Consider the following 20,248-nt stretch of genomic DNA (forward strand, 5'->3'; position numbering starts at 1 on the left):
CCAGGTCAAACCCTGTATTCGAAGGACTGTGGAACGCCGACTACTTCCCTACAGGGCTAGTTGGCCAGGAACAGCATGCGAGAACGGGTGGGCGATGCCGGCGAGTTGAGGAGGAGGAATAAGAGGAGCAGAGGAGTAGAGCAGAGGAGCAGAGCAGAGCAGAGCAGAGCGACGCAGGAATGGAACTGGACACAGATACGAGAGAGGACGGTTGGCACGAGATCGCGGAGAGGGTGAGGCAGTGGGTTGGGGTTCGGGGTGGCGGTTGAAGGCTCTGGCTGACGTCTCGACGGAGGCCGGGGCAGTTCGGTGGGGCTCGGCGGATGCCGGGGAGTCCGGCCGACCGGGGGTGCGGGCGGCGGCCCGCAGAGGGGCGCGATTGCATAATTGGAAATACCGATGGCCGCTCAGAAGTGAGCGGCCATCGGTAGGGGTGGAGCGCGGGGAGGGCGGGGAGGGGGCAGAATCACCCCTCCCCGCGCTCGCTGCTGCGTCGGGGCATGGTGAGTACGAAAGCGAAGAGGGCCCCGACGGCCGCGACGATCACGAACGCGGTGCCCAGGGTGGAATTCACCCCCATTGCCAGCGCGAGCCCGATCACTCCCAGTGCGACGGCGGCGCACGGTCCGCCCCGGAGGAGGGCCCAGCGGGGCCACGGGGCGGTTGGGACGGCGCCGAACCTCTTCATGCTGCGTACCTCCTAGTCGGGGGAGGCGAATTCGCCGCCCCGCACAGAATGCCCACTGGAGATGTTCTCAGGGGGCGGTCTCACCGCCCGGCTGCGGGCCGAGCGTCGGCGTTCGCCATGGACTGTCCGAACGGACCGTCCGGGGGCGCCGCGCCCGGACGGCGGGGCGCGTCCGGATCACCCGGCTTGAGCACCCCGCGACCTCTTGCGCCCGGTGAGGTTGATGCGAACGCGGGACGCGGGCAGCGGCGAGTCACAGACCATGCAGATCTTGTCCTGCGGACCGTTGTTGGTGTCGCACTGGCTGCACTTCCTCATGATCCGAGCTCCTGAACGTGGCTTCTCCGGGGAGGGCCGGCCTTGCTGCCCCTGGACTCACACCATACGGCGGTAATTCCAATTAAGCAATTATCGGGAAGGTGAATCCGCCCCCTCTCGGCGAGCAGCATGAACGCCCGCGCTCTCCAGAGCCTGCGCGAGCGCAGGAGGACACTGGGCCGGCACGGTCGGCTGCTCCCGTGTGCACGCGGGAGCAGGGGCCCTATAGCCGGGGAGGCGATTTCGCCGCCCCGGGTGGCAGGTATCTCAGGCGATCCGTTCGACGTGGGCGAAGATGACCGTGCCGGAGGCATCGCCGACGAACGAGCGTTCCCCGGAGTGGTGGGTGAACTCGTACACACCCGGCGCCACGTCCACGATGGCGTCGAAGCTGTCGAGGCTGGCGGGATCGCCACCTCGGGCCTTCCAGTGCTCGAAGTCGGCGATGGAGTAAGTCCACACATCGGCGCTGATGTTCGCCAGGCGTGTGGCCCCCGGGATCGACGGGTCGTCGTTCTCGTCGAGATCCGTGTTGGCGATGATGTAGCTGTCCGGGCCCGTGCGGTACAGGCCTGCGCCGTGGAGGATCGGGCCGAAGGCGCAGCCGAGTGCGGCCATGGCCTCCACGGCCTGGGCCTGCCCGAGGGTCGAGTTGTAGTCGGCGGCGACTGCGTGGCGGTCCCACCAGTAGACGGGGCGCAGAGTGTCGGTGACGATGAGCTTTCCGGACGGGACGCTGAGGGCGATCTTGGTGGTGATGCCGTTCGGGTATGGGCAGGGGTCCAGCACCTCTACGACGTTTCCCGCGACCTGGAATCGTGGGTGGCTGTCGCAGACGGTGCAGGTGGCCGTGGGGGCGGAGACCCAGGCTTCCATGTCGTCGAAGCGGTGTACCTCCGCCTCGTCGTATCGGGGGATGACGTGTCCGTTGGTGTCCCGCAAGGGCAGTTTCTCGGTGATCATCGGGTGCGCGGGCCCCTGTGGCGCGCGGCGTGCTCCTCGGCGTTGCGCCGGTCGCGGTCTGCTTGTACCTCCGCCTCGGACGCCCACACGAAGTTGCCGGGGCTCACGTACAGGCTGAGGAGCCTGCCGCTGCGGATCGCCTCCAGCTCGGCGAGTTCGTCGGCGGCGAACTCGCGGATCTTCCACCGGTCGTCCGGAAGTCCGTTCGTCCCGCCAGTGTTTCCGTAGATGATGTCCGAGGCGTCAGCCGCTGCGACCTCCGCAGCCGGCCGGACCTGCTTGCCCAGGCAGGGGAGGCAGTACGCGCCCGAGCGCCAGACACCCCTGTCGGTGTGGTGTTCCAGGACGCGAGTGGCCGCGTTGAAGCACATTCCGGTGCTGCACTGTCCTCCGGGGCCGATCCCCAGTCCGCACGGCATCTTGATCTGCATGGTCTTGTATCTCCCTTCCGACCGGGGCGCAATGGCGGTTCGTGCGCGCCCCGGTGAGGCGATCAGGTGGCGGGGCGTCGGGCGCCTGCCGCCGGTTGTGTGGGCGGTCAGCTGTTGCTGCCGGACAGACGCGCGGCCACGCGCGGCCCGAGCCTGCCGCCGATGATTCCAGCGACGAATCCGATGATGAATTGGGCGACGGGCCCGTCGAAGGGGAGCACGATCAGCGCGATGACGGCGAGTCCTATCGCCCCGGCGATGTGGGGGCCGTGGGTAGCGAGGGCGGCGGCGACCGAGCGGCGAACAGATGCGGTGTGGTCCATACGGAAAACTCTACAGCTGTATTTCCAATTAAGCAATATGTGGGATGGGTGTTACGGGTTCGCGGCGCCGCTCATGCCGCCGCTTTCCGGTAATTGTTACGAGTTCGGGGCGTGCGGGGGCAGGCAAGGGGCTAGTGTTACGAGTGTCGCCCACCCTCTTGTTACGGGTTGATGTGCCATAGCGGCGTGCGCCGAGTGTCGGTGCCTCGTCTTCTGGAGTCCTCCATGTCTGATCGTTCTGTCCTGTCTGATGCTGTGCCGGCCGACCGGGGGGCGGTGTGGGTGGGCGCTGGCCTGGACGGTGCCCCTGATGTGTTGCAGGTGTCGGTGGCGCGGGGGCGGCTCTTCGAGCTTGTGACCCAGGCACGGCCTCAGGGCGGCAAGCCGGGTGTGGTGACGGTCGTGACGAAGGGGAGAGGGAAGAAGGAGGCCCGGGCGGCCCTGGTGCCCCTGGGGTGTCTGGACGAGAGCGCACGGTCTCGGCTGAGCGAGTGGCCGTCGTGGGCCCAGACGGCAGCACGGCCCAAGCTGGGGGACTTGGTCGTCGCGGCGGCGGGAGATCCGGAGCAGGGCGTGCTGGCGACACCGCAGGTGCTGCTGGACCGCACGACGCCGGCCGCGGTCCTGGTGAACGCCGCCCTGCTCCCGGACGACGGCGGGCCGGTGAAGGTTCCGGTGAGCGGGTGGCGTCATCTGACGTTGTCGGCGCGCGAAGTGGCCCGGGACTGGGCGGCGCTGCTGGGCGAGATGGCATCCGGCGAAGTGTGGGTGGAGGTGTATCGGTCGAAGGCGTCGACGTCGTCCCGCGCAGCGCTGGTCCCAGTGGTGGCGCTGAACGCCGAGCACGCAGGCCTGCCCGAGACATGGCCGGTCCGGGATGAAGCATCGGTGCTCGGCGAACTCGATGCCCTGGTCGAGGAGATGACCGGCAAGGCGACGGCGCAGCACGATGCGCACGGCGTCGTCGTAGCGCGCGAGGGGGCTCCGGTCGCGGTGCTGATGGACGCGGGCCAGGCGGCCCTGGCCACGGTCCGCCCGGCGGGCCGTCCCAGCGTGGCACAGCCCGCGCGGGCGCGGCCCGCCCCCGGTGGGGTGCAGGGCCCGGCGGCGGGGGACGTCGAGTTGCGAGTCGCTTCGGTCGCTGCGCCGGATGAGGCCCACGACGCTGCCGCGCCCGGTGAGCTGGACACCGTGGATCCCCAGCCGGCGGGGGAGTCGGCGGAGTCAGTACCCGGGGCGGGTCTGGCCGGGGCGAGCCGCCGGTCCGTGTCGGCGTTGGGGGATGTGCTCCGGGAAGTGCTGGCGCTCCAGGGCTCGGACGGCCCGCCGACGGAGGCGGCGCGGTTCGGGCTGCGCGCGCTGGATGAGGTCGTGGGCGGCCTGCTGCCGGGGAAGCTGACTCTGGTGGCCGGCGCCCCCGGCGCGGGCCCGTCACTGCTGGTGGCGGCGGTAGCTTCGGACACGGCGCTGCGCCGGCGGCTGCCGGTGCTGTACGCGGCATCCGGGTTGACGCGGACGGACGTGGCGATGCGGGTTATCGCAGCGCAGGCCGCGGTGAACTACCGTGCTCTGCGCACAGGCCAGCTCACCGACGAGGAGCAGGAAAGGGCGGCCACTGTAGGCGCGCAGCTGTCGGGCCTAGCGGGTTCGGTGTGGCACATCGACGACGGGGCCGGGCTGACGGCGTCGGACATCGCCGAGGTGGCGCGGGACATCGAAGGGTTGGCGCTGGTCGTCGTGGACCGGTTGCAGCGGGCTCACGATCCGGCCGTACCGCTGTCCGGCCGGGCCCTGCCGGCGGCGGCGCAGGCCCTGACTCACGTTGCGCGACTGCTGAAGGTGCCGGTCGTGGCCGCGGTGGACACCGACGAGGCGGAGCTTGTGGCGGCCTTGGATGCTGACGTCACCCTGACCGTGCGGCGGCGGGACGATCGGGCCGAAGTCGATTACGCAGAGCGGGACTTCGGGACGCTGGCGTCTGCCGTCCTCCGCGCGGATCTGGCGTGTGCCCGCTTCACCGATGCGCCCGACTCGGTCGGTACCACGACCCTGGTCAAGGCGCCGCAGGCCACCGAAACGAGTGCCCCCAGCAGCGTGACCGGCCCTCAGAACGCGCCGGCCGGCGACGTAACGGTCGAGGAGGGGGAGCCCGAGCTCCTGGCCCGCCAATCGGATCCTGAACAGGCGGGGCCGCGGCACGTCCATTGAGATCCACCCCGTCAACCGGGACCTCGTCGAGGAGAACGCGCGTGGCCGGAACCTCATGGGACAGCAGGCCACTTCCTGCCCAACGTCCGCTGCATCTGGGACGACGTCATCGCTGGCCTGACAGCGACTGGGGGTGCATGCACGCACGTCGCCTACATCGGCCTGGGCGCCTGAGCAGTCCCGCGCTCGCGAGATGCAGGTTCGCCGGCCGAGCCGAACGACAAGGCGGGGCGGGAGGCTATGCCTCCCGCCCCGCTTCAACTTTCTCCGGCGGTCAGTAGTCCGGTCGCTGTTCGGCGCAGCACGTGGAGCGCCAGCACACGCATCGGTGGCAGTCCTGGCAGTTCTGGGTTCGCGGGCAGCCGCATCGGCAGTCGTGCGGGCGGCACTGCGGGCGGTGTCCGGGCGTGGTGACGTGGCAGCGGACCGCTTCGAGATTCCGCGCGGCCTGCGCCCGCGTCTCCGCGTCCTCGCCGCGCTCCACGGCATGGACCAGCTGCCAGGTGGAGATCGGCGCCGTCTCAGCTTCCGTGCTGGTGGGGAACGTGGCCTCGTCGACGAACCGGGAGGTGTCGTAATCGCGATAGTCGAAGTCCTGCACGCACACGACGTGAATCGTCCCGTCCGGCCGGAGGTATCGGCGGTAGTGGGGATCGGGGTTGCAGTTGCCGGGTGAGGTCAGGTCGAGCGGCATGTCTGTTCCTTGGATGTGCTGCGGCGCGTACCGAGTGTGTGCGGGCAGTGCCCGGCGCGAGGGGTAGCCGCCAGCGGGGCCTAGCCGGACGGCTGCTGCGCCCGCCTGGAAGGAGGCTGGGGCGGCGCGTGCCCTGGCCATAACCGGTCCCGGGGCAACGGGTCGCCCGTTCGGCGGCCCGGAGCTCGCAAGACGGGGAATGCACACCGGATGCTGGACACCTCTCCCAGGCTCTTCGGCCTGCTGCCAGTCAGCATTCGATCACTCCGTCCTGTCCGAGGTAATAGCGGTGACCGGTGGGGCGATTGGTGGGGCAGGAGCTGGTCTCGACGTCTACGTCGTTCGGGCCCTCGTGCTCGGCGTCGATCTTCCGGGAGGGGCGGCGCGCCAGCGTCGATGCGAGCTGTCGGATGCGCTGCTGCATGTCCATGAGGGGCTCCCGAGATGTGGGTGCGGGCCGGGCCGGAGTGGCCGACTGATGAAGCTAACTCTACATCAGTAAAGCCAATTATGCAATTTACTTGGGAAGTTTGTCGTAAGGGTCGAGGATGACGTCGCCGCAACGGAGGTAGCGGACGAGGTCGTGGCCGCCCTGCGCCGCGATGCCGCCCAGGCCCTGCCCGCGCAGGGCGTCGGTGCCGACGACGAAGTGAGGCCGGACGATCAGCTCGCCCACGACAAGCTGGTGGGTGCGGGTACTGCCGTAGTGGAGCGGGTGGGCGGGGGCGCTGACTCGGCTGGAGCCGACGAAGGAGACTGTTCCGTCGCCGACCCGCTGTACGTACATCCACGCGGGCACATGACGGGCGTGAGGGTCCAGGCGCAGGCCGGCCAGGGCGGCGTCGGTGGGGCGGAAGTCTTTCATGGTGTCCTGTCGATCAGTGAGGAATGGCTGCGCCCGCCGGGCTGTGGGCCGCCGCGGACGCTAGTCGGCCGCGAACGCGGTCACGGGCGCCGGTACCGGTTGCACTCACGGTCGTGGCGCCGCCCGTAGCGCTCCTGTGAGTAGCAGTCGCAGTGTCGCGAGACGGGGGCGCTCAGGAAGTCGGCGATCACCGCCGCGACGGCGGCCGAGTCGCCGGCGCAGTCCACGAGCCCGCCGCTGCCTGCGATGTACAGCGGATCGCCAATCGGTTCGCCCTGGTCGTCGTGTACGAACACGGTCCATCCCGTGTGCGAGGCGGGAACGTGGTCCACGGAGGGGTCCCGGTCACCCACGGACAGGTGGAAGCCGGAGCGGACGTTCCACGACGGAGTCTCGGGGTCGAAGGCAACGGCGTAGCTCATGCCGACGTCGTCGGAGTCGGCACGGATGCCGTACTCGGCGAGCGCGCCCAGCAGCAGCGCGCCTGCGGTGGGGCGCGGACTGCTGAACCACTCGTCGACGGCGCGTGCGCACTGCTCAGCCTCGGCCGTAAGGGCGCGCCGCACGGGTGTCGTGTAGACGGTGCCGACCTGGTGGAAGTCCGGCCGCCCGTCGGGAATCCACGCGGTGGCCTCGAACCGCGCTCGGTCCTGGTGGGGACTGTCCGGGCCGAATGCCGACCACCTGAGCATGATGTGTTCGCCGTGAAGGACGCTGTCCTGCGCAACGGCGGCCGGGTGCGCGAAGATCACGCGTTCCTCGGGGTCGAAGTACGCGCCGACGCCGGCCGCCGTCAGGGCGGAAAGGACGGCGTCGGCCGAGGCCGAGACGGGCGCTGCGGTGATGCTGGGCATGAGGGCCTTTCGAGGTGCTTCAAGGGGAGCAGACGGAGGTTCGAGGGTCACCCGCCCACCTCGTTCCCGGCGTTCAGGTCGATGGTGACGCGCTCACCCTGCTCGTCCTCGACCTCCAGCACGGGCGGCCACGCGTCCGTGGCGTAGCTCCGCAGCTGTTCGTACGCGAGCCGCGCCGCCTCCTGCGGGCTGGACGCCTCGAAGTCGTTGTGCCACGTGACGGAGTAGACGGACTCGGACTCCGGCGCCTTCTCGGCGGCGGCTTCAGCGCGCGCCACGACGTCGGCACGGATGACGGCCACGGGCCGGTTGCGCAACACGAGGGTGCACGGCTCGTCGTCCTCAGCGGGGGCCAGGCAGATGAAGCGCAAGGCGACGTCGGCGACGCGGCCGGGTTCGGCGAGCGTCCAGGTGTCGAGGTCCTCGCACTCCTCGCACCCCTGACACGGGCAGTCGCGGACCGCGTGCGGATGGGCGGGGTACGGGGCGGGGACGTGCTCGGTCGGGCGGACGCCGGTTCCGTCGGAGAACTCGGCGACCAGTAGGTCACCGGCGCGCACCTCGTGGGCGCGGACGGCCACGGCGTCGTCCAGGGTGAGCCCATGAGGGAGGGGCAGGAAGTCGTCGTCGGTCGGCCGGTCGGTGAGGGAGAGTACGCCGGAGCCGTCGGGAAGGGTCAGAGTGCGCATGGCCGGATTCTTCTTACGGTGTCGGGGTGTTCATGGAGTGACGGGCTCGGGGCCGGGCGGGCGGGCCTCATCGGAGCGCCCGCCCTGCTACGTCGGGCCTAGCAGCGTGCCCATCCGAAGAACAGCGATCCGCAGTGCTGCGGCGCTCCACCCGGCGAGGGCGTCTCGTGCGCCGGGATGGCTCCCGCCGGATCCCACGACTCCGGGTAGAGACCGTCTTCCATCTGTTGGTAGGCGTAGGTCTCGGCCCGGCCCTGCGACATGCTGGTGTCAGTGACGACCTTGTACTCGTCTTTCTCGGCGATGGTGCCGGTATACCCCCTGTTCGAGGGGCTCCCGAACTCCTCTTCTGCCTCTTCGCGAGCTGTGCGGAACGCCTGGTCCACGTCCGTTCCGTCTTGGTATGTGGTGATGAACTCTCGGCCCATGATCTCAGTCCTCTTCTCGGGTCGGTGCGAGGCGAGCCGGGGTCCAGCCGTGCGACTGAACCCCGGCGGCGGGGGTCAGCTGACCCGGCGGAAGGAGTCGGCGGCGTCCCGGGCGAAGTCGCGGTTGGCTTCGAGCCACAGATGACGGCGGGCGTCGGCAACGGGGTTTCCCATGCCGCCCCCCGGGCGCTCCGCTGCCAACTCCGCCTTCGCCATCTGCTCGTGCCAGGTGGTCACGGCATCGCGGCTCGACTGGAGGGCGTCGAGGAGGTCCTGCCACAACCCGGTCTCGTACTGGGCGCGCGTGATGGTTTCGAAGAACCCGTCCATGCGGACGTTCTCGGCCGTCAGCTGCGGCTCCCGCAGACGCTCCAACGAGGTGGTGCCCCGCCGCTGCGCGTTGGACCTACCCGCACGTGCAGCGGTCGCGAGCCTCCCCGCGTGCATCCGGCGGTCACGCTCGGCACGGGTGGCGTCGCTCATGCGGGTGCTGCTCATGGGGGAGTCCTTCCTATGGGCGGTCGGGAGGCTGCCGGGGCGCGCCCCGCCGGGGAGGTGGGCGGACTGGCCGCTCCAACAAGCCCAACTCTACATTGATAAATCCAATTAAGCAACTAACAATTAGAGGGGCCAAGGCGCGAGGATTCGCGGAACCGGGCCGCATCCGGAGGCGCCCCCGCAGGACTCGCCCGTGCCGGCCCAGACTTCCCACAGAGGCTGCCGAACTACGCGCGCCCACAGTCGGACAAATCAAGCCAGGAGTGTGCCGATCCGCCATGAACCCTGGAGATCCACGGCGCGATGAGGCCGCCGGCACGGAGCCGGCCTGCACACCGTGGGGAACGACCCCGCCGGGACTGCTTGCCCCAGCAGCCGCAGGGCATTAGGGCGTGATGTAGCCGGCGCTCAGGAGCCAGTAAGGACCACCGTTCGGCCCGAATCGGCGGCCGATGTCCGTCGCTGTACTCGACGGCATGTCCGGCAGCGCCAGCACGCCCACCGTGCCGCCCGCCGCCAGCGCGAACGCCACCCAGGCCCGGATGCTCACGCTGTCGGGGATCTCGAACCGCGCGCTGCCCTCCTCAACGTGAAAGGAGAACACCACCCGCCCGTCGTACTCCACCGTCCACCGGGCCCGCGAGTCCTGCGCCCTGGCCGTCATCCCGCGCGGTACGAACCGATGGCGCGTCACAAAGGCGTCCAACTCGCCAGGGGCGGCTCCGGGCACGGGCACCAGGGCCACTACGGGGGTAAGGCCGTCGGCCAGAGGAAGCCCGATGGGCACCGCCTCCACGGATGGCATCCCTTCCCCGCCCCCCACTACCAACACCCTGCGCGAACCGCCGGATCCGCCCGGCATCACGCGTCACCGTCCTGGATCCGCCGCTCGCACTCAGCGGCGAGCGCAGCGATAGCGCGGTCCATCTCCGGCATGGTGGGCCAGACGTTGGACCTGCACACCGTGTGTGAGGGCAGCCCAGTCAGGTACTCCTGATAGAAGGCCTGACCCGCGTCGGTAGCCCGTACGAAGCTCTCGTTCTCCGGCTCCTCGTCATCGGCGAGCCAGGCCACCAGTCCTGCGTTGACCAGCGGTCGGACGTGCAACCTGTAGCCCCCGAGCGTGTGGCTGTACTTCGAATCGTTGCCCTCGGCCGCACCCCGCAGAAGGCCCAGAGTGTGTGTCCAACTCACGTGACCCAGATTCGCCTTACTGTCCATGATGATCTTTCGTGTTCGGTGAGGAGGAGGTCGGGCACCGAACCCGGCGGCTGGCCAACGTTTCGCCTGAACGATCGGCCTGCCGCCGGGAACGCATCTGGAGGGGTGCCCGGGGGAAGGGGTCAGCGCTGCTTGGCGCGGAGTTGAAGCGTGCGCTCGTAGTTCTGGTACCGGGCTTTGGCGATTGCGGTGCGGTCCGAGCTGCGCAGAACGATGCCCTCGGGGCGGCCGCCCGCACCCGCGTCCAGGGCGACCAGCGTGGTGGAGAGGTGGTGTGTGAGGAAGGCGTGCATCCCCTCGATGTCGGTCGGCAGCTCGCTGGCCGCAACGGTGGCCAGGCGCGGCACCGTCTCGATGTCCGCCGCCGCAGCGATCTCGGTGAGATCGTCCTCCGTGTAGAAGAACTGGCCGCCGCCGTCGCGCCAGCTCGCGATGCCGGAGAGCGGCAGATCCAGGACCGAGGGCTCGACGGTCGCCACGTCGAAGAGGCGGTATCCGAGTGTCGTCCCGCCGGTGTACTGCTTACTCGCGGCACTGATCTTGTTGCCGCCGTAGACCTCCAGGTAGTACACGCGGATCCCGTAGTGGGGTGAGGTGATCCGATCGGCCAACGGACGGAGGGCTTCGACGATCCCGAGCCTGGAGTTCCAGACCCTGTCTCCGCGCGCGTAGAACAGTTCCTCGCGGCTGCCGAGGAGGTAGTCGCCCCCCGGAAGAGCGATGATCCGGGCGTTCGTGCCGTCGACCTTCTCGGTCAGGATGACATCGCCGCTGAACGGGGTGGCTGTGTCGAGCAGTCCGCCGTTCCTTGGGTCGAGCTCGTGGTAGGTGAGGATCGACGGGTACTTGGTCGCCGAGTTGAGGGCTTCGAGGTCGAGGTCCGCGACAGCGGGCATGGGCGCTCCAGGTGTGCGTGATCAGAGGTGAGTTGCGGCGCTCCCGCGCTCCAACAACTCTAACTCTACCGAAGTAAAACCAATTAAGCAATATCTAGCACCGATGGTCACCCCTGGCGAGGTGCCCGCGTCTCCCGGCGCGCAAGGGGCGAGAACTGGGTGCCGACCGCCGCCGCGCAAGGCCGGCGGTGTAGCCGGATCGGCGGTGAACGTGACGGTCCACCAACCGAAGTCGTCTGCACTGATCTCCGGCCCGCCCACGGCATGGGCGTCTTTGTCGGGGAGTGCGGATGCCGCGCGCAGGGCGCCGCTGGGATCGCAGATCAGGCCGAACACGATGAACGCGCGGTGGTGGCCTGGAACATCGAGCTTGCCCTGGGGGTCGCGCCGTCCCGCGCTGCCGCACCTGTGGGTGGTGTGGCGTTACCCCGCTACGTCGTAGCGGCGAACTTCGCTCAGCGGATGAACCTCATGATGGAAAGTGAATCCACGCTCGTTGCGGACGCTGATGAAGCAGGGAGCCTTGTATCCGTCCTGCGACGGGTGGAATGAGACAACCTCGCCTTCAACGCGATGTTCTTCGTCATCCTCATCGACACCAGGAGGAGCAAAGCTGACCATGAAACCCTCCTGGACCTCATGAGCCTCAAGATCTGTGTACGCTCGGGCAGCTTTGGCCTTGAGGACCGTGACCTTCTTCGCCAACCCGTTGATTTTCGTGACAAGCCCAGCGAGGCCTGCGAACTCCTCGGCATGCGCGCTCAGGAGAGAATGTAGATCTTCAACCTCGCGGGCAGTAAGGCTGACGTTGGCCTTGAACTTCATTAGAACTTCCTTGCGTTGAGATGAAGTGGCTTGACTTCGGGCCGTGTTCTGGATCCCGACCCGTCGCGCCCGCTGTTCGCATGCAGTCGCGAGGAGGTTGCCACCAGGCAGCCGGTGTCTCACCCGCGCCACCTCTGACCCTACGTCAATAAATCCAATTAAACAATTCCGTCCCTGCCGCGCCCGCGCCGCCCGTGCTCCCCGCGCCGCCGCCGTGCTCCCGTGGCGCCGTGCTCCCGGGCCGCCGCGGCCCCGTTCTCGTCCGCCCGCCCGCCGTCCCGCGCGTCCCGCGCCCGTTCCCTGCCGCCCGGCGCGCCTGCGCGGCCTGCGGCCCACGGCTGCGTCCGGCCGCCCGTCCCCGTCCCCGCGCCCCGGTCCGTTGCCCGTCGCGCAGCCGGCCGCGCCGGGCGTCCTGCGGTGGAGGCCGGCGGTGCGGTGGGTGGCGCCGGCCCCGGGCCTGGCCGGGCCCGGCATCAGCCTCTCGGCCTTCGCGCCCGGCGACCGCATCCGCGGCCTGGGCCGGCCGGCCGCCCGCCCTCCGTCCCTGCGGCCGCCCCAGCGCCGCCCCGCGCCCCGGCTGCCGTTGCCTTCCCGTCCCTGCCGCGCCCGCGCCGCCCGTTCCCCCGCCGCCGTGCTCCCGTGACGCCGTGATCCCGGCCCGCCGCGGCCCCGTTCTCGTCCGCCCGTACGGCATCCGCGGAAGCCGCCCGTTCCCTGCCGCCCGCCGTCCCGCTGCCGTTCCGGCCGGCCGTCCGCGCCGCCCGCCAACCTGCCGCCCCAGCGCCGCGCGCCTCCGCGTCCGCCCCGGCCGCGCTGTCCGCCCGCCCGCCGTCGCCGTGCCGCCGGGCTCCCGGCCCGCTGCGCTCCCGCGCCGCCGCCGTGCCCCCGCCGTCCCGCCGCCGTCCTGCGGTCGCCGTGCCGGCCGCGTGCGCCCGCTGCCGGGTGGGCGGTGCCGGGCTGCCGGGTGGTGGGTTGTTCGGCGTTGTTCGGGGTTGTTCGGTGAACATCGGTGAACAGTCCCGTCCGTGCTTGCCGCCGGGCCCCGCGCCGGCCGCCGCCGCACCCTGCCGTGCCGCCCGTCGTCGGCCTGCCGGGCTCCCGGCCGTTCCCACCCGCGGCTCCGCCGCGCCGTCCGTCGTCCGGCTCGTCGCGGCACCCGCTCCCGCCCGTCCGCCGGCCGCCCGCGCCCCGGCCCGTTGTCCGTTGTCCGTTGTCCGTTGTCCGGTCCCGCCGGGCCGTCGAGCTCTCAGCCCGCCGGCCGTCGCCGCCGGGCTCCCCGCCGGCCGTCTCCGGTCGGTGCCGCGCCGGGCGTCCTGCGGTCGGTACCGAGGTCACTGGCCCCCTGCCGCGCTGCCGCCGTGCCGCGCGTCGTCCGTTCCCGCTCTCGCCCGGCCGCTGGGTTCCACCGGCCCAGCAGGCCCGCGCGCGGGAACACGCCGAGACGACGGCCTCCGGTGCCGGGTCACCGACACCTCGCCCCAGCCGGTAGCCGGGCGGAGCAGGCCACAGATAACCCCATCGGTTCAACGACCAACCGCGGACACGGTCACGGAGCCGTACGGGTGTACCGCTGCCCGTCCCCGCCCGGCCCGGCCCGGTGCGCCGCCCGGCGTCGCGCGCAGGGCCGGCCCCGCCCTGTGTCGTCGTGGCCGCCCCGTCGCCAAGCCGGCGCCGTGCACCGCCGGCCGCCGCGCTGTCGGCCTGGGGGCTCGGGCTCTGCCGTGTCGGGTGCTCGCGGCTGTACGAAGTTGTTCGGCGAACGTCGGTGAACAACTCCCACCACCCCGCCCTGTGCCGCAGTACCGCCCGGCGCCCGCTTCGGCCCGCCCCTGTTCCTCGGCAGGTACGAACTCAGGTGCCCGCCCGCGAGTTCCGGCGCCCGCTCGCATGCGCGCGCCTCGCCGTGCCGTCGCGTCGGCCCCGCTCCCGCCGGCCGCCACCGGAACGCGGACACCGAGCCGCCCCGGCATGATGCCGCTCCTGCGGTCGGGCATCCGCAGCCCGGTGAACGTGTCCGCCCGGCTCGACCGCGCTGGCGTCCGGACCCGGTGAACCCGGCCCCACCCGGGGCACGTTCAGGCAGGGACCACGTTCTCGTGCACCGCGCCCACCCCCTACCGCCCCGACCCGCAGCGGCTGTACTGCTCCCGCCCGCCCGCCCGCCCGCCCGCCCGCCGCTCCCGCCCGCCGCGCCGCGCCCGTTGCCCGTCGCCGCAGCTGCGCCCACCCACGCCCCGCTCCGCTCCACAGCCCCGGCCCGCCGACCCCCGGCACGAGCTCCGACTCACCCTCCGCCCGTGCCCGGCCGTCTCGCAGTCGGCGTCACTGTGCCGACCACCTCATCCACCCTCACGCGTTACACAAACCGGCCCCGATTATGTACCGGAGGGCTAGACTCGTCCTCAAGGCGTTACACCCCTTGTGCGGCGTGTGGCCGACCGCTGCGCGCCTGTCCTCCGCCGGCCCCGGCCGCCGCCCGCGACGCGGCCCACCCCGTCCTGCTTCTGCTGGAGTTGCCCGTGTCCTCCTCGCGTTCCGTCTCCGCCGCCAACACCGGGGCAGCTACGGGCCTGCTGCTGCCGCCCGCCGACGACCCGGTGTGGGGGAGTGTGCCGCTCGCGCTGCGTCAGAACCTGTCCGTGCCCGCTCATGGTCTGGTGAACCCGGCGCGCGGGGGGCTGGCGGAGAAGTCCGGCCGCCCGCTGCGCCTGGCGCTGAGTGCCGCCGCGAATATGCGCACGACCGGCGCTCACTGGCACGTGCTGCTCATTGCCCCCCGTTCCGCGTTCGGCGGTCCCACCAGCGACCGCGCCGGGCGGGCCTACGCGCTGCTGCAGCAGGTCGTCGACGACTACCTGCGCCCCGCCCTGGCCGCGCCGGCCAAAGCGAGCGGGAAGGCCCCCGCCGAGCAGCCCCCCACAGCCCCGGCCCCCGCCTCCACCCCGGCTGCTCCCGCAGCCGTCCCGGCCGAGCCGCCCGCCGCGCCGGAGTCCGCCGACGGCTTCCTCCCCGATCCCGCTGCCGCTCCCGACACGGTCTCGGCCGCCGGGCCCGAGGGCGGCGCCGTCGAGGAGGCACCCAACCCCCTTCCGGCCGCCGACGAGCCGGCCGCCGCCGAACTGGCCGGCGACGAGCTGGCCGGCGCCCTGCACGAGATCACCGAACGCCGCACCGTCCTGGTCCTCAACAGCCCCCACCCGGACGTCGCCCACACCGCCCTCGCCCAGCACCTGCCCGCAGGCCAGCCGGCCGTGTCCGTGGCCGGCGACGACCGCGCCTCCATGGTCCGCGCTCTCTACACGCAGCTGGGCCTCGGCCGCCGACAGCGACGACCCCACGCCCTGGGGGACACCGAAGACCTGATCGTCGCCGAACTCAAGCGAGCCCCCCGCCTCATCATCGCCACCACCGCCCCCGGCCTGCGCGCCTCCGCCCTCCAACTGCTCTACAGCCTGTGGGCGCGCGAGAACTTCGCGCTGGTCCTGATCGGCGACACCAACCTCACCACTCTCCTGTCGCGTTCGGACATGGCGAGCCTGAACTCCCGCGTGACCCTCCGGCACCACGTAGCGCCGACCTCCCCGGACACCCCCGCGCCGAGCGGTACAACTCCGGCCGAGCAGCAGGACCCCCGCCCCGCCGAGCCCGCCACCACCCCGGCACCGCCCGACACCTCCCCGCCCGCCGACCCCGCAGCCCTTGCCGCGCCCGCCGACGACGCGGCCGCCGACCCCGCGGTCACCGGCGACCCGCGGACCGCCCCAGAACCTGCCAGCACCGCCCACGGCGAAGAACTGGCCGACCACGTACGGGAGATCGCCCAGGCCCGCGCCATCCTGACCGTCACCGGCCCCGACGCCACCACCGTGCACACCGCCCTCACCCGCACTCCCAGCCTCCCGAACCTTCCAGCCGTGCACACGGGCGGCAAGGACCGTACCTCCCTGGTACGCGACCTGTTCGTACAGCTCGGCCTCGACCAGCGCGTGCCACAGCCCGGCACGCTGTGGGCCACCGAGGACCTGATCGCCGCCGAACTGCGCCGCGCCTCCCGGCTGGTCATCGTGCCAAAGGCCCACGAACTGCCCACCGCGGCCCTGCGCATGCTGTACGACCTGTGGTCGGCCGACAACTTCCCGCTGGTCCTGGGCGGCGACGACCGCCTCGACGACGTCCTTCAGCGTCGTGCCCTGGCGTCCTTGAGCTCGTGCGTGCTCCTGCACCACCACCTGGACCCGGCCGGCGAAGACGCCCCCATCTCCACCCCGGCCGCCGCCCTCGTGCCGCCCGCTCCCGAGCCCGGGGCGACCGCCGCACCGTCCGCAGCCGGCCCGGAACCTGCCACCGCGCCCCCCACCCCGACCACACCCTCCGCCCCAGACAGGGCCGCCGGACCGCTCCCCGCCACCGACGCACTCACAGCGCCACAAGAACAACCCGCCCCCCGGGCCGCCGACACCGCCCCGGCCCCCAGCCGGCCCGCCGTCCCGCCCTCCCACGGCGCCGCGGAGCCGCCGGCCCCCGCCACGCTGGCCCCCGCCGCCGACTCCGACCAGCCTGCGACCACCACAACCGAACCGGCCCCGCCGCCCGGCAAGACCAAGGCCGTCCCGGGCAAGACCCCCGCCACGCTCCACCAGGCCCGCGCCGCGCTGCCCGACCTGATCCGCGCCGCCGCCGACGGCACCCCCACCCCCCTCACCCGCGAAGACACCGACCACGCCCTCCTGACCACCCCCGACGCCGCCACCGCACTCGGCTGGGACCTCGAGCAAGCGCCCGCCCACGGGATCGCCGACGCCCGCAAGAAGCTCGGCGACCTCATCCACGAAGCCGCCCAGGGCCACCCCCAGGTCCTGCGCCGCCACACCACCCCCGTCGCCGTGCTGCTCCCGGCCACCCCCACCGGCACCCCCCACCCGCCGACGACCCCCGCACCCACCACCGCGGCGCCCCCGGCCACCGCTGCCGTCCCGCCCACCGGGCCCACGCCCGTCGCGGAGCCCACCGGTCCCGCCCCGACCGGCGCCGAACCAGCACCGTCGCCCCAGCCCGCCCGTACGACCGCGGCCGACGCCGCCCCGGCGCCGGCCGAACCGAACGACCCGACCCCGGCCGAACAGCACCCCCACCCGGCCCCCGTCCCCCCGGCCACCGACCCGAAGACCGCGCCCGACACCACCGATGACACCCCCGCGGCCGCCGCCCTGCACCACGCGCCCACCGACACCGCCCCCGCCCACACCGGCGTCCCGGCCGCGCCACGCGCCTCACGCCGCCTCGCCCCCCTCGGCGAGGCCTTCACCACCGTCCTGGCCCCCACCACCCCGGACACCGAACCCACCACCGACACAGTCACGTCCCCGCGCGGCCTGTCCACCGGCATCCCCAGCCTCGACCACGCCCTCGGCGGCCTCCAGCCCGGCCGCTTCTACCTCGTCGCCGCAGCCCCCGGCACCGGCGGCAGCCTCCTCGCCACCACCGCAGCCCGCACCACCGCCCTCGACCACCACCAGCCCGTCCTCTACGCCGCCTCCGGCCTCACCCGCGCCGACATCGCCGCCCGCATCGTCGCCGCCCACCTCCCCGTCGACTACCGCCGCCTGCGCGCCGGCCAGCTCACCGACACCGAACAGGCCGACGTCGCCGCCCTCCACCACGACCTGGCCACAGCTCCCCTCTACATCGACGACGGCACCGACCTCACCGCAGCTGCCATCGCCGAGACCCTCACCGACCTCACCGGCACGGCCCTCCTCGTCGTCGACCGCCTCCAGGCCGCCGACGACCCCCACCTGCCCCTGTCCGGCCCCCGCCTCCGCGACGCCGCCCAGACCCTCGCCCACCTCGCCCGCACCCACCACCTCCCGGTCCTCGCCGCCCTCGACACCGACCACCCCGACCTGATCAACACCCTCGGCCTCGACACCGTCCTGCACCTCACCCCCGACCCCGACCACCCCCACCACCGCGTCCAACTCGCCATCACCGAACGCGACCTCGGCCTCCAGACCACCCTCACCCTCCACGCCGACCGCGCCCACGCCCGCCTCACCGACCCCACCGACTTCGACCCCTACGCCCACGCCCCCGAACCCCCCGAGCAGACCGCCCCCGAGCCCACCCCCCAGGCCCCCGCCGCGCCCGGAGCCTCCGCCTGGCCGCCCGTAGCCGTCCCCGGCCGCTCCACACCCGTCGCAACCAGCGAGCCGACCAGCAATCCGCACACACCCGCGCCAGAGCCCACTCCAGACCCTGGAGCCACCACCACCGACCCGACGCCGCACCACACCCAGCCGCCACGCACCACCGCCAGCAGCGGCACCTACGCCGGCCGCGACTACTCCCACTACACCGGCCAGATCACCCGCGCGGTCGACCAGGCCCTCCAGGAGCACGGCGGCGACGTCGAAGCCGCCACCGCCGCCCTGGTGAAAAAGGCCGTGCCCGACGCCATGGCCCTATTCAAAGAAACCCGCGTCGGCTCGAATTACGACCACACCGTCTATCCGGAACTCCTCGAAATCCTCCGCAAAAAGACCAAGGACGGCTCAGACGAAATCTGGGAAGGACGCCACAACTGGACCAACACCCACCTCACCGACCAACTCAACACCGGCGCCCTGGACCCCGTCACCGTCGACGCCCTCGACACCAACGCCTCCTTCATGGCCGCCTTCAAGACACACCTGCCCATCGGCGCCCTCAGGCACAACCCCCACGGCGGCTTCGACCCCAAACTCTCCGGCGTCCACCTCCTCACCCAACGCCCCACCTGGCACCACCCCCACCTCCCCGACCCCATCGGCAACCGCCGCGAGACCGGCCCCGTCGTCCTCACCGACGCCACCATCCGCCTCCTCATCCGCTGCGCCCGCTACGACCTGTGCGACCAGCCGGTGATCGCCGAGAGCTGGACCAGCGGCGCCAGCGAAGGCCTGCTGGAGAAATTCCGCCGCGTCCTCACCGAAGCCCGCCACACCGCCCTGGAACGCGAAGCCGCCGGATACGCCGACGGAACCGTGGCCGTCGAATACGTGAAAGCCATGTACTCGAAATTCACCTCCACCCTCGGCGAATCAAACGCCAACCTCGAAATCCGCCGACCCGAGTGGATGCACACCATCCGCTCCCAGGCATTCGCCAACCTCTGGTACAAAGCCCACCGCGCCCACAAAGAAGGCCTCACCGTCGTCCGCGTCCGCGGCACGGACGAACTCCACGTCACCGGCGGAGACTGGCGTACCGTATTCACCGAAGGCCGCAGCCCCGCCGAAATGAAACTCAAGAACCAGTACACCCTGCCGAGGAAGACCACCGCCTGATGTCCACCGACGGATGGAAGAACTTCGGAAAATACGGGGCCAACCGCGACCCCGGAAACATCCACGGCAAATACGCCCTCGGCCGCGCCCTCGAAGACGCCCTGGAACGCATGATCATCCACGGCGGCATCAGATCCCCCGCCAGCACCCGCCGCGGCCTCATGGCCCGCATGAACTACCTCACCACCACCGGCGGCGGCGCCCAGGCCATGGCCGAAGCCGGCATCACCGCCACCCGCCCCACCATCCGCGCCTGGACCAGAGGCACCCAACACCCCCGCCCCGAGAACCAGGAAGCGATCGACACCGCCTACTGGAACCTGCGCGCCACCAACATCCTCAACAACCCCGGCGCCCTGAAACAGCACCTCAACCGTGGCGGCCACGGCACCGAACTGGAGATCCACCCCATCAACCAGGACGTCGTCGAGGCACCGCGGCGCCGCAGCAACCTGCGCGTACGCCGCTTCCAAGTCCGTTACATCTGGGATGACGCGGTCGACGCCTTCGTCGCCGGCGACGTCGCCGGGCTCGAAGAGATCTGGGACGACATCATCGGCGAGCTCGACTCCGACTGGGGCGCCTACACCTACGTCTCCCACATCGGCCTCGGCGCCTGACCGGCCGGGCCGGCCGCCTCCAACCGGCCGGCCCGCAAATCCCCACCCCCGGCGCCCTCCTCACGCTCTGCCTCGCACTGCAGAAAGACCTCACCACCGGAAAGCACGAAAGACAGACCTAGCAATTCTCCACGCTCCGGGATGAGAATTCAGACGGCAGAGAAGGCCGGTACATAACATATCCCCCCCGGCAACAGCGTGAGAATGTAACGCCATTCGCAAACCCAGGTACATAATCAACGCCCACCCCCGATAGCCCGTTGTTCCAATTGCTAGAATTACCAAGAGGTCTAGACCTCTACGAGAGAGGGACTGTAACGACGAGTTACCGTTACAGAACTTGCGCGGTACACAACGGCGTGACATAATCGGGTACACAAGACGCCGACACCGGGAGCCCGA

20 protein-coding genes are annotated in these 20,248 nt (G+C 71.2%); 4 read left to right on the plus strand and 16 right to left on the minus strand.

What is annotated here, in order from left to right; genetic code table 11:
* Positions 1-466 precede the first annotated feature (466 nt).
* From OIU81_RS41660 to OIU81_RS41680, 5 genes are all read right to left on the minus strand, one after another.
* Complete coding sequence (locus tag OIU81_RS41660; RefSeq protein ID WP_329156269.1) at positions 467-688, minus strand: hypothetical protein; 222 nt, start codon at positions 686-688, stop codon at positions 467-469.
* 177 nt (positions 689-865) lie between these two features.
* Positions 866-1,006 (minus strand): hypothetical protein, encoded by a 141-nt coding sequence (locus tag OIU81_RS41665; RefSeq protein WP_329156270.1) that lies wholly within the window; start codon positions 1,004-1,006, stop codon positions 866-868.
* Positions 1,007-1,273: 267 nt separating this feature from the next.
* Positions 1,274-1,969, minus strand: a complete 696-nt coding sequence (locus OIU81_RS41670) for a hypothetical protein (RefSeq protein WP_329156271.1) — start codon at positions 1,967-1,969, stop codon at positions 1,274-1,276.
* Positions 1,966-2,400 (minus strand): hypothetical protein, encoded by a 435-nt coding sequence (locus OIU81_RS41675; RefSeq protein WP_329156272.1) that lies wholly within the window; start codon positions 2,398-2,400, stop codon positions 1,966-1,968. The genes OIU81_RS41670 and OIU81_RS41675 overlap by 4 nt, the downstream gene beginning before the upstream one ends.
* A gap of 107 nt (positions 2,401-2,507) precedes the next feature.
* Positions 2,508-2,723 carry a hypothetical protein gene (locus OIU81_RS41680; RefSeq protein WP_329156275.1) on the minus strand — a complete coding sequence of 72 codons (216 nt, stop codon included), beginning with the start codon at positions 2,721-2,723 and terminating at the stop codon, positions 2,508-2,510.
* 225 nt (positions 2,724-2,948) lie between these two features.
* Between OIU81_RS41680 and OIU81_RS41685 the strand changes: the two genes are divergently transcribed.
* On the plus strand, positions 2,949-4,931 hold the full coding sequence (locus OIU81_RS41685) for a DnaB-like helicase C-terminal domain-containing protein (RefSeq protein WP_329156277.1): 1,983 nt from the start codon (positions 2,949-2,951) through the stop codon (positions 4,929-4,931).
* Positions 4,932-5,205: 274 nt separating this feature from the next.
* Here OIU81_RS41685 and OIU81_RS41690 read toward each other — a convergent pair whose 3' ends face one another.
* From OIU81_RS41690 to OIU81_RS41740, 11 genes are all read right to left on the minus strand, one after another.
* Complete coding sequence (locus OIU81_RS41690) at positions 5,206-5,625, minus strand: hypothetical protein (RefSeq protein WP_329156279.1); 420 nt, start codon at positions 5,623-5,625, stop codon at positions 5,206-5,208.
* 250 nt (positions 5,626-5,875) lie between these two features.
* Entirely contained in the window at positions 5,876-6,055 is a 180-nt protein-coding gene (locus tag OIU81_RS41695) for a hypothetical protein (RefSeq protein WP_329156280.1), read from the minus strand.
* A gap of 87 nt (positions 6,056-6,142) precedes the next feature.
* Positions 6,143-6,490, minus strand: coding sequence for a hypothetical protein (locus OIU81_RS41700; RefSeq protein ID WP_329156281.1), 348 nt, complete (start codon positions 6,488-6,490; stop codon positions 6,143-6,145).
* 80 nt (positions 6,491-6,570) lie between these two features.
* A complete protein-coding gene (locus OIU81_RS41705; protein ID WP_329156283.1) occupies positions 6,571-7,344 on the minus strand; it encodes a hypothetical protein in 774 nt (257 codons plus the stop codon).
* 47 nt (positions 7,345-7,391) lie between these two features.
* Positions 7,392-8,033, minus strand: a complete 642-nt coding sequence (locus OIU81_RS41710; protein ID WP_329156285.1) for a hypothetical protein — start codon at positions 8,031-8,033, stop codon at positions 7,392-7,394.
* Positions 8,034-8,131: 98 nt separating this feature from the next.
* Complete coding sequence (locus OIU81_RS41715) at positions 8,132-8,461, minus strand: hypothetical protein (RefSeq protein WP_329156286.1); 330 nt, start codon at positions 8,459-8,461, stop codon at positions 8,132-8,134.
* 75 nt (positions 8,462-8,536) lie between these two features.
* Positions 8,537-8,959, minus strand: a complete 423-nt coding sequence (locus OIU81_RS41720; protein WP_329156288.1) for a hypothetical protein — start codon at positions 8,957-8,959, stop codon at positions 8,537-8,539.
* 385 nt (positions 8,960-9,344) lie between these two features.
* Positions 9,345-9,755 carry a hypothetical protein gene (locus OIU81_RS41725; RefSeq protein ID WP_329156290.1) on the minus strand — a complete coding sequence of 137 codons (411 nt, stop codon included), beginning with the start codon at positions 9,753-9,755 and terminating at the stop codon, positions 9,345-9,347.
* Positions 9,756-9,820: 65 nt separating this feature from the next.
* Entirely contained in the window at positions 9,821-10,153 is a 333-nt protein-coding gene (locus OIU81_RS41730) for a hypothetical protein (protein WP_329156291.1), read from the minus strand.
* A 149-nt stretch (positions 10,154-10,302) separates the two neighbouring features.
* Positions 10,303-11,076, minus strand: coding sequence for an RNA ligase family protein (locus OIU81_RS41735; RefSeq protein ID WP_329156292.1), 774 nt, complete (start codon positions 11,074-11,076; stop codon positions 10,303-10,305).
* 423 nt (positions 11,077-11,499) lie between these two features.
* Positions 11,500-11,901, minus strand: coding sequence for a hypothetical protein (locus OIU81_RS41740; RefSeq protein ID WP_329156293.1), 402 nt, complete (start codon positions 11,899-11,901; stop codon positions 11,500-11,502).
* A gap of 439 nt (positions 11,902-12,340) precedes the next feature.
* Between OIU81_RS41740 and OIU81_RS41745 the strand changes: the two genes are divergently transcribed.
* The 3 genes from OIU81_RS41745 (at position 12,341) to OIU81_RS41755 (ending at position 19,846) form a co-directional block, all read left to right on the plus strand.
* A complete protein-coding gene (locus OIU81_RS41745; protein WP_329156294.1) occupies positions 12,341-12,544 on the plus strand; it encodes a hypothetical protein in 204 nt (67 codons plus the stop codon).
* 1,876 nt (positions 12,545-14,420) lie between these two features.
* A complete protein-coding gene (locus OIU81_RS41750; protein ID WP_329332064.1) occupies positions 14,421-19,226 on the plus strand; it encodes a type II toxin-antitoxin system prevent-host-death family antitoxin in 4,806 nt (1,601 codons plus the stop codon).
* The gene (locus OIU81_RS41755; RefSeq protein ID WP_329332062.1) at positions 19,226-19,846 is read left to right on the plus strand and encodes a hypothetical protein; all 621 of its coding nucleotides are present in this window, start codon (positions 19,226-19,228) and stop codon (positions 19,844-19,846) included. The genes OIU81_RS41750 and OIU81_RS41755 overlap by 1 nt, the downstream gene beginning before the upstream one ends.
* Positions 19,847-20,248: the final 402 nt, after the last annotated feature.

Origin of the sequence: Streptomyces sp. NBC_01454 (assembly GCF_036227565.1) — a bacterium.
Lineage (GTDB): Bacteria > Actinomycetota > Actinomycetes > Streptomycetales > Streptomycetaceae > Streptomyces.

Coding starts and splice junctions, on each gene's coding strand:
- OIU81_RS41660 (WP_329156269.1), bottom strand. CDS start 688: ATGAAGAGGTTCGGCGCCGTCCCAACCGCCCCGTGGCCCCGCTGGGCC.
- OIU81_RS41665 (WP_329156270.1), bottom strand. CDS start 1,006: ATGAGGAAGTGCAGCCAGTGCGACACCAACAACGGTCCGCAGGACAAG.
- OIU81_RS41670 (WP_329156271.1), bottom strand. CDS start 1,969: ATGATCACCGAGAAACTGCCCTTGCGGGACACCAACGGACACGTCATC.
- OIU81_RS41675 (WP_329156272.1), bottom strand. CDS start 2,400: ATGCAGATCAAGATGCCGTGCGGACTGGGGATCGGCCCCGGAGGACAG.
- OIU81_RS41680 (WP_329156275.1), bottom strand. CDS start 2,723: ATGGACCACACCGCATCTGTTCGCCGCTCGGTCGCCGCCGCCCTCGCT.
- OIU81_RS41685 (WP_329156277.1), top strand. CDS start 2,949: ATGTCTGATCGTTCTGTCCTGTCTGATGCTGTGCCGGCCGACCGGGGG.
- OIU81_RS41690 (WP_329156279.1), bottom strand. CDS start 5,625: ATGCCGCTCGACCTGACCTCACCCGGCAACTGCAACCCCGATCCCCAC.
- OIU81_RS41695 (WP_329156280.1), bottom strand. CDS start 6,055: ATGGACATGCAGCAGCGCATCCGACAGCTCGCATCGACGCTGGCGCGC.
- OIU81_RS41700 (WP_329156281.1), bottom strand. CDS start 6,490: ATGAAAGACTTCCGCCCCACCGACGCCGCCCTGGCCGGCCTGCGCCTG.
- OIU81_RS41705 (WP_329156283.1), bottom strand. CDS start 7,344: ATGCCCAGCATCACCGCAGCGCCCGTCTCGGCCTCGGCCGACGCCGTC.
- OIU81_RS41710 (WP_329156285.1), bottom strand. CDS start 8,033: ATGCGCACTCTGACCCTTCCCGACGGCTCCGGCGTACTCTCCCTCACC.
- OIU81_RS41715 (WP_329156286.1), bottom strand. CDS start 8,461: ATGGGCCGAGAGTTCATCACCACATACCAAGACGGAACGGACGTGGAC.
- OIU81_RS41720 (WP_329156288.1), bottom strand. CDS start 8,959: ATGAGCAGCACCCGCATGAGCGACGCCACCCGTGCCGAGCGTGACCGC.
- OIU81_RS41735 (WP_329156292.1), bottom strand. CDS start 11,076: ATGCCCGCTGTCGCGGACCTCGACCTCGAAGCCCTCAACTCGGCGACC.
- OIU81_RS41740 (WP_329156293.1), bottom strand. CDS start 11,901: ATGAAGTTCAAGGCCAACGTCAGCCTTACTGCCCGCGAGGTTGAAGAT.
- OIU81_RS41755 (WP_329332062.1), top strand. CDS start 19,226: ATGTCCACCGACGGATGGAAGAACTTCGGAAAATACGGGGCCAACCGC.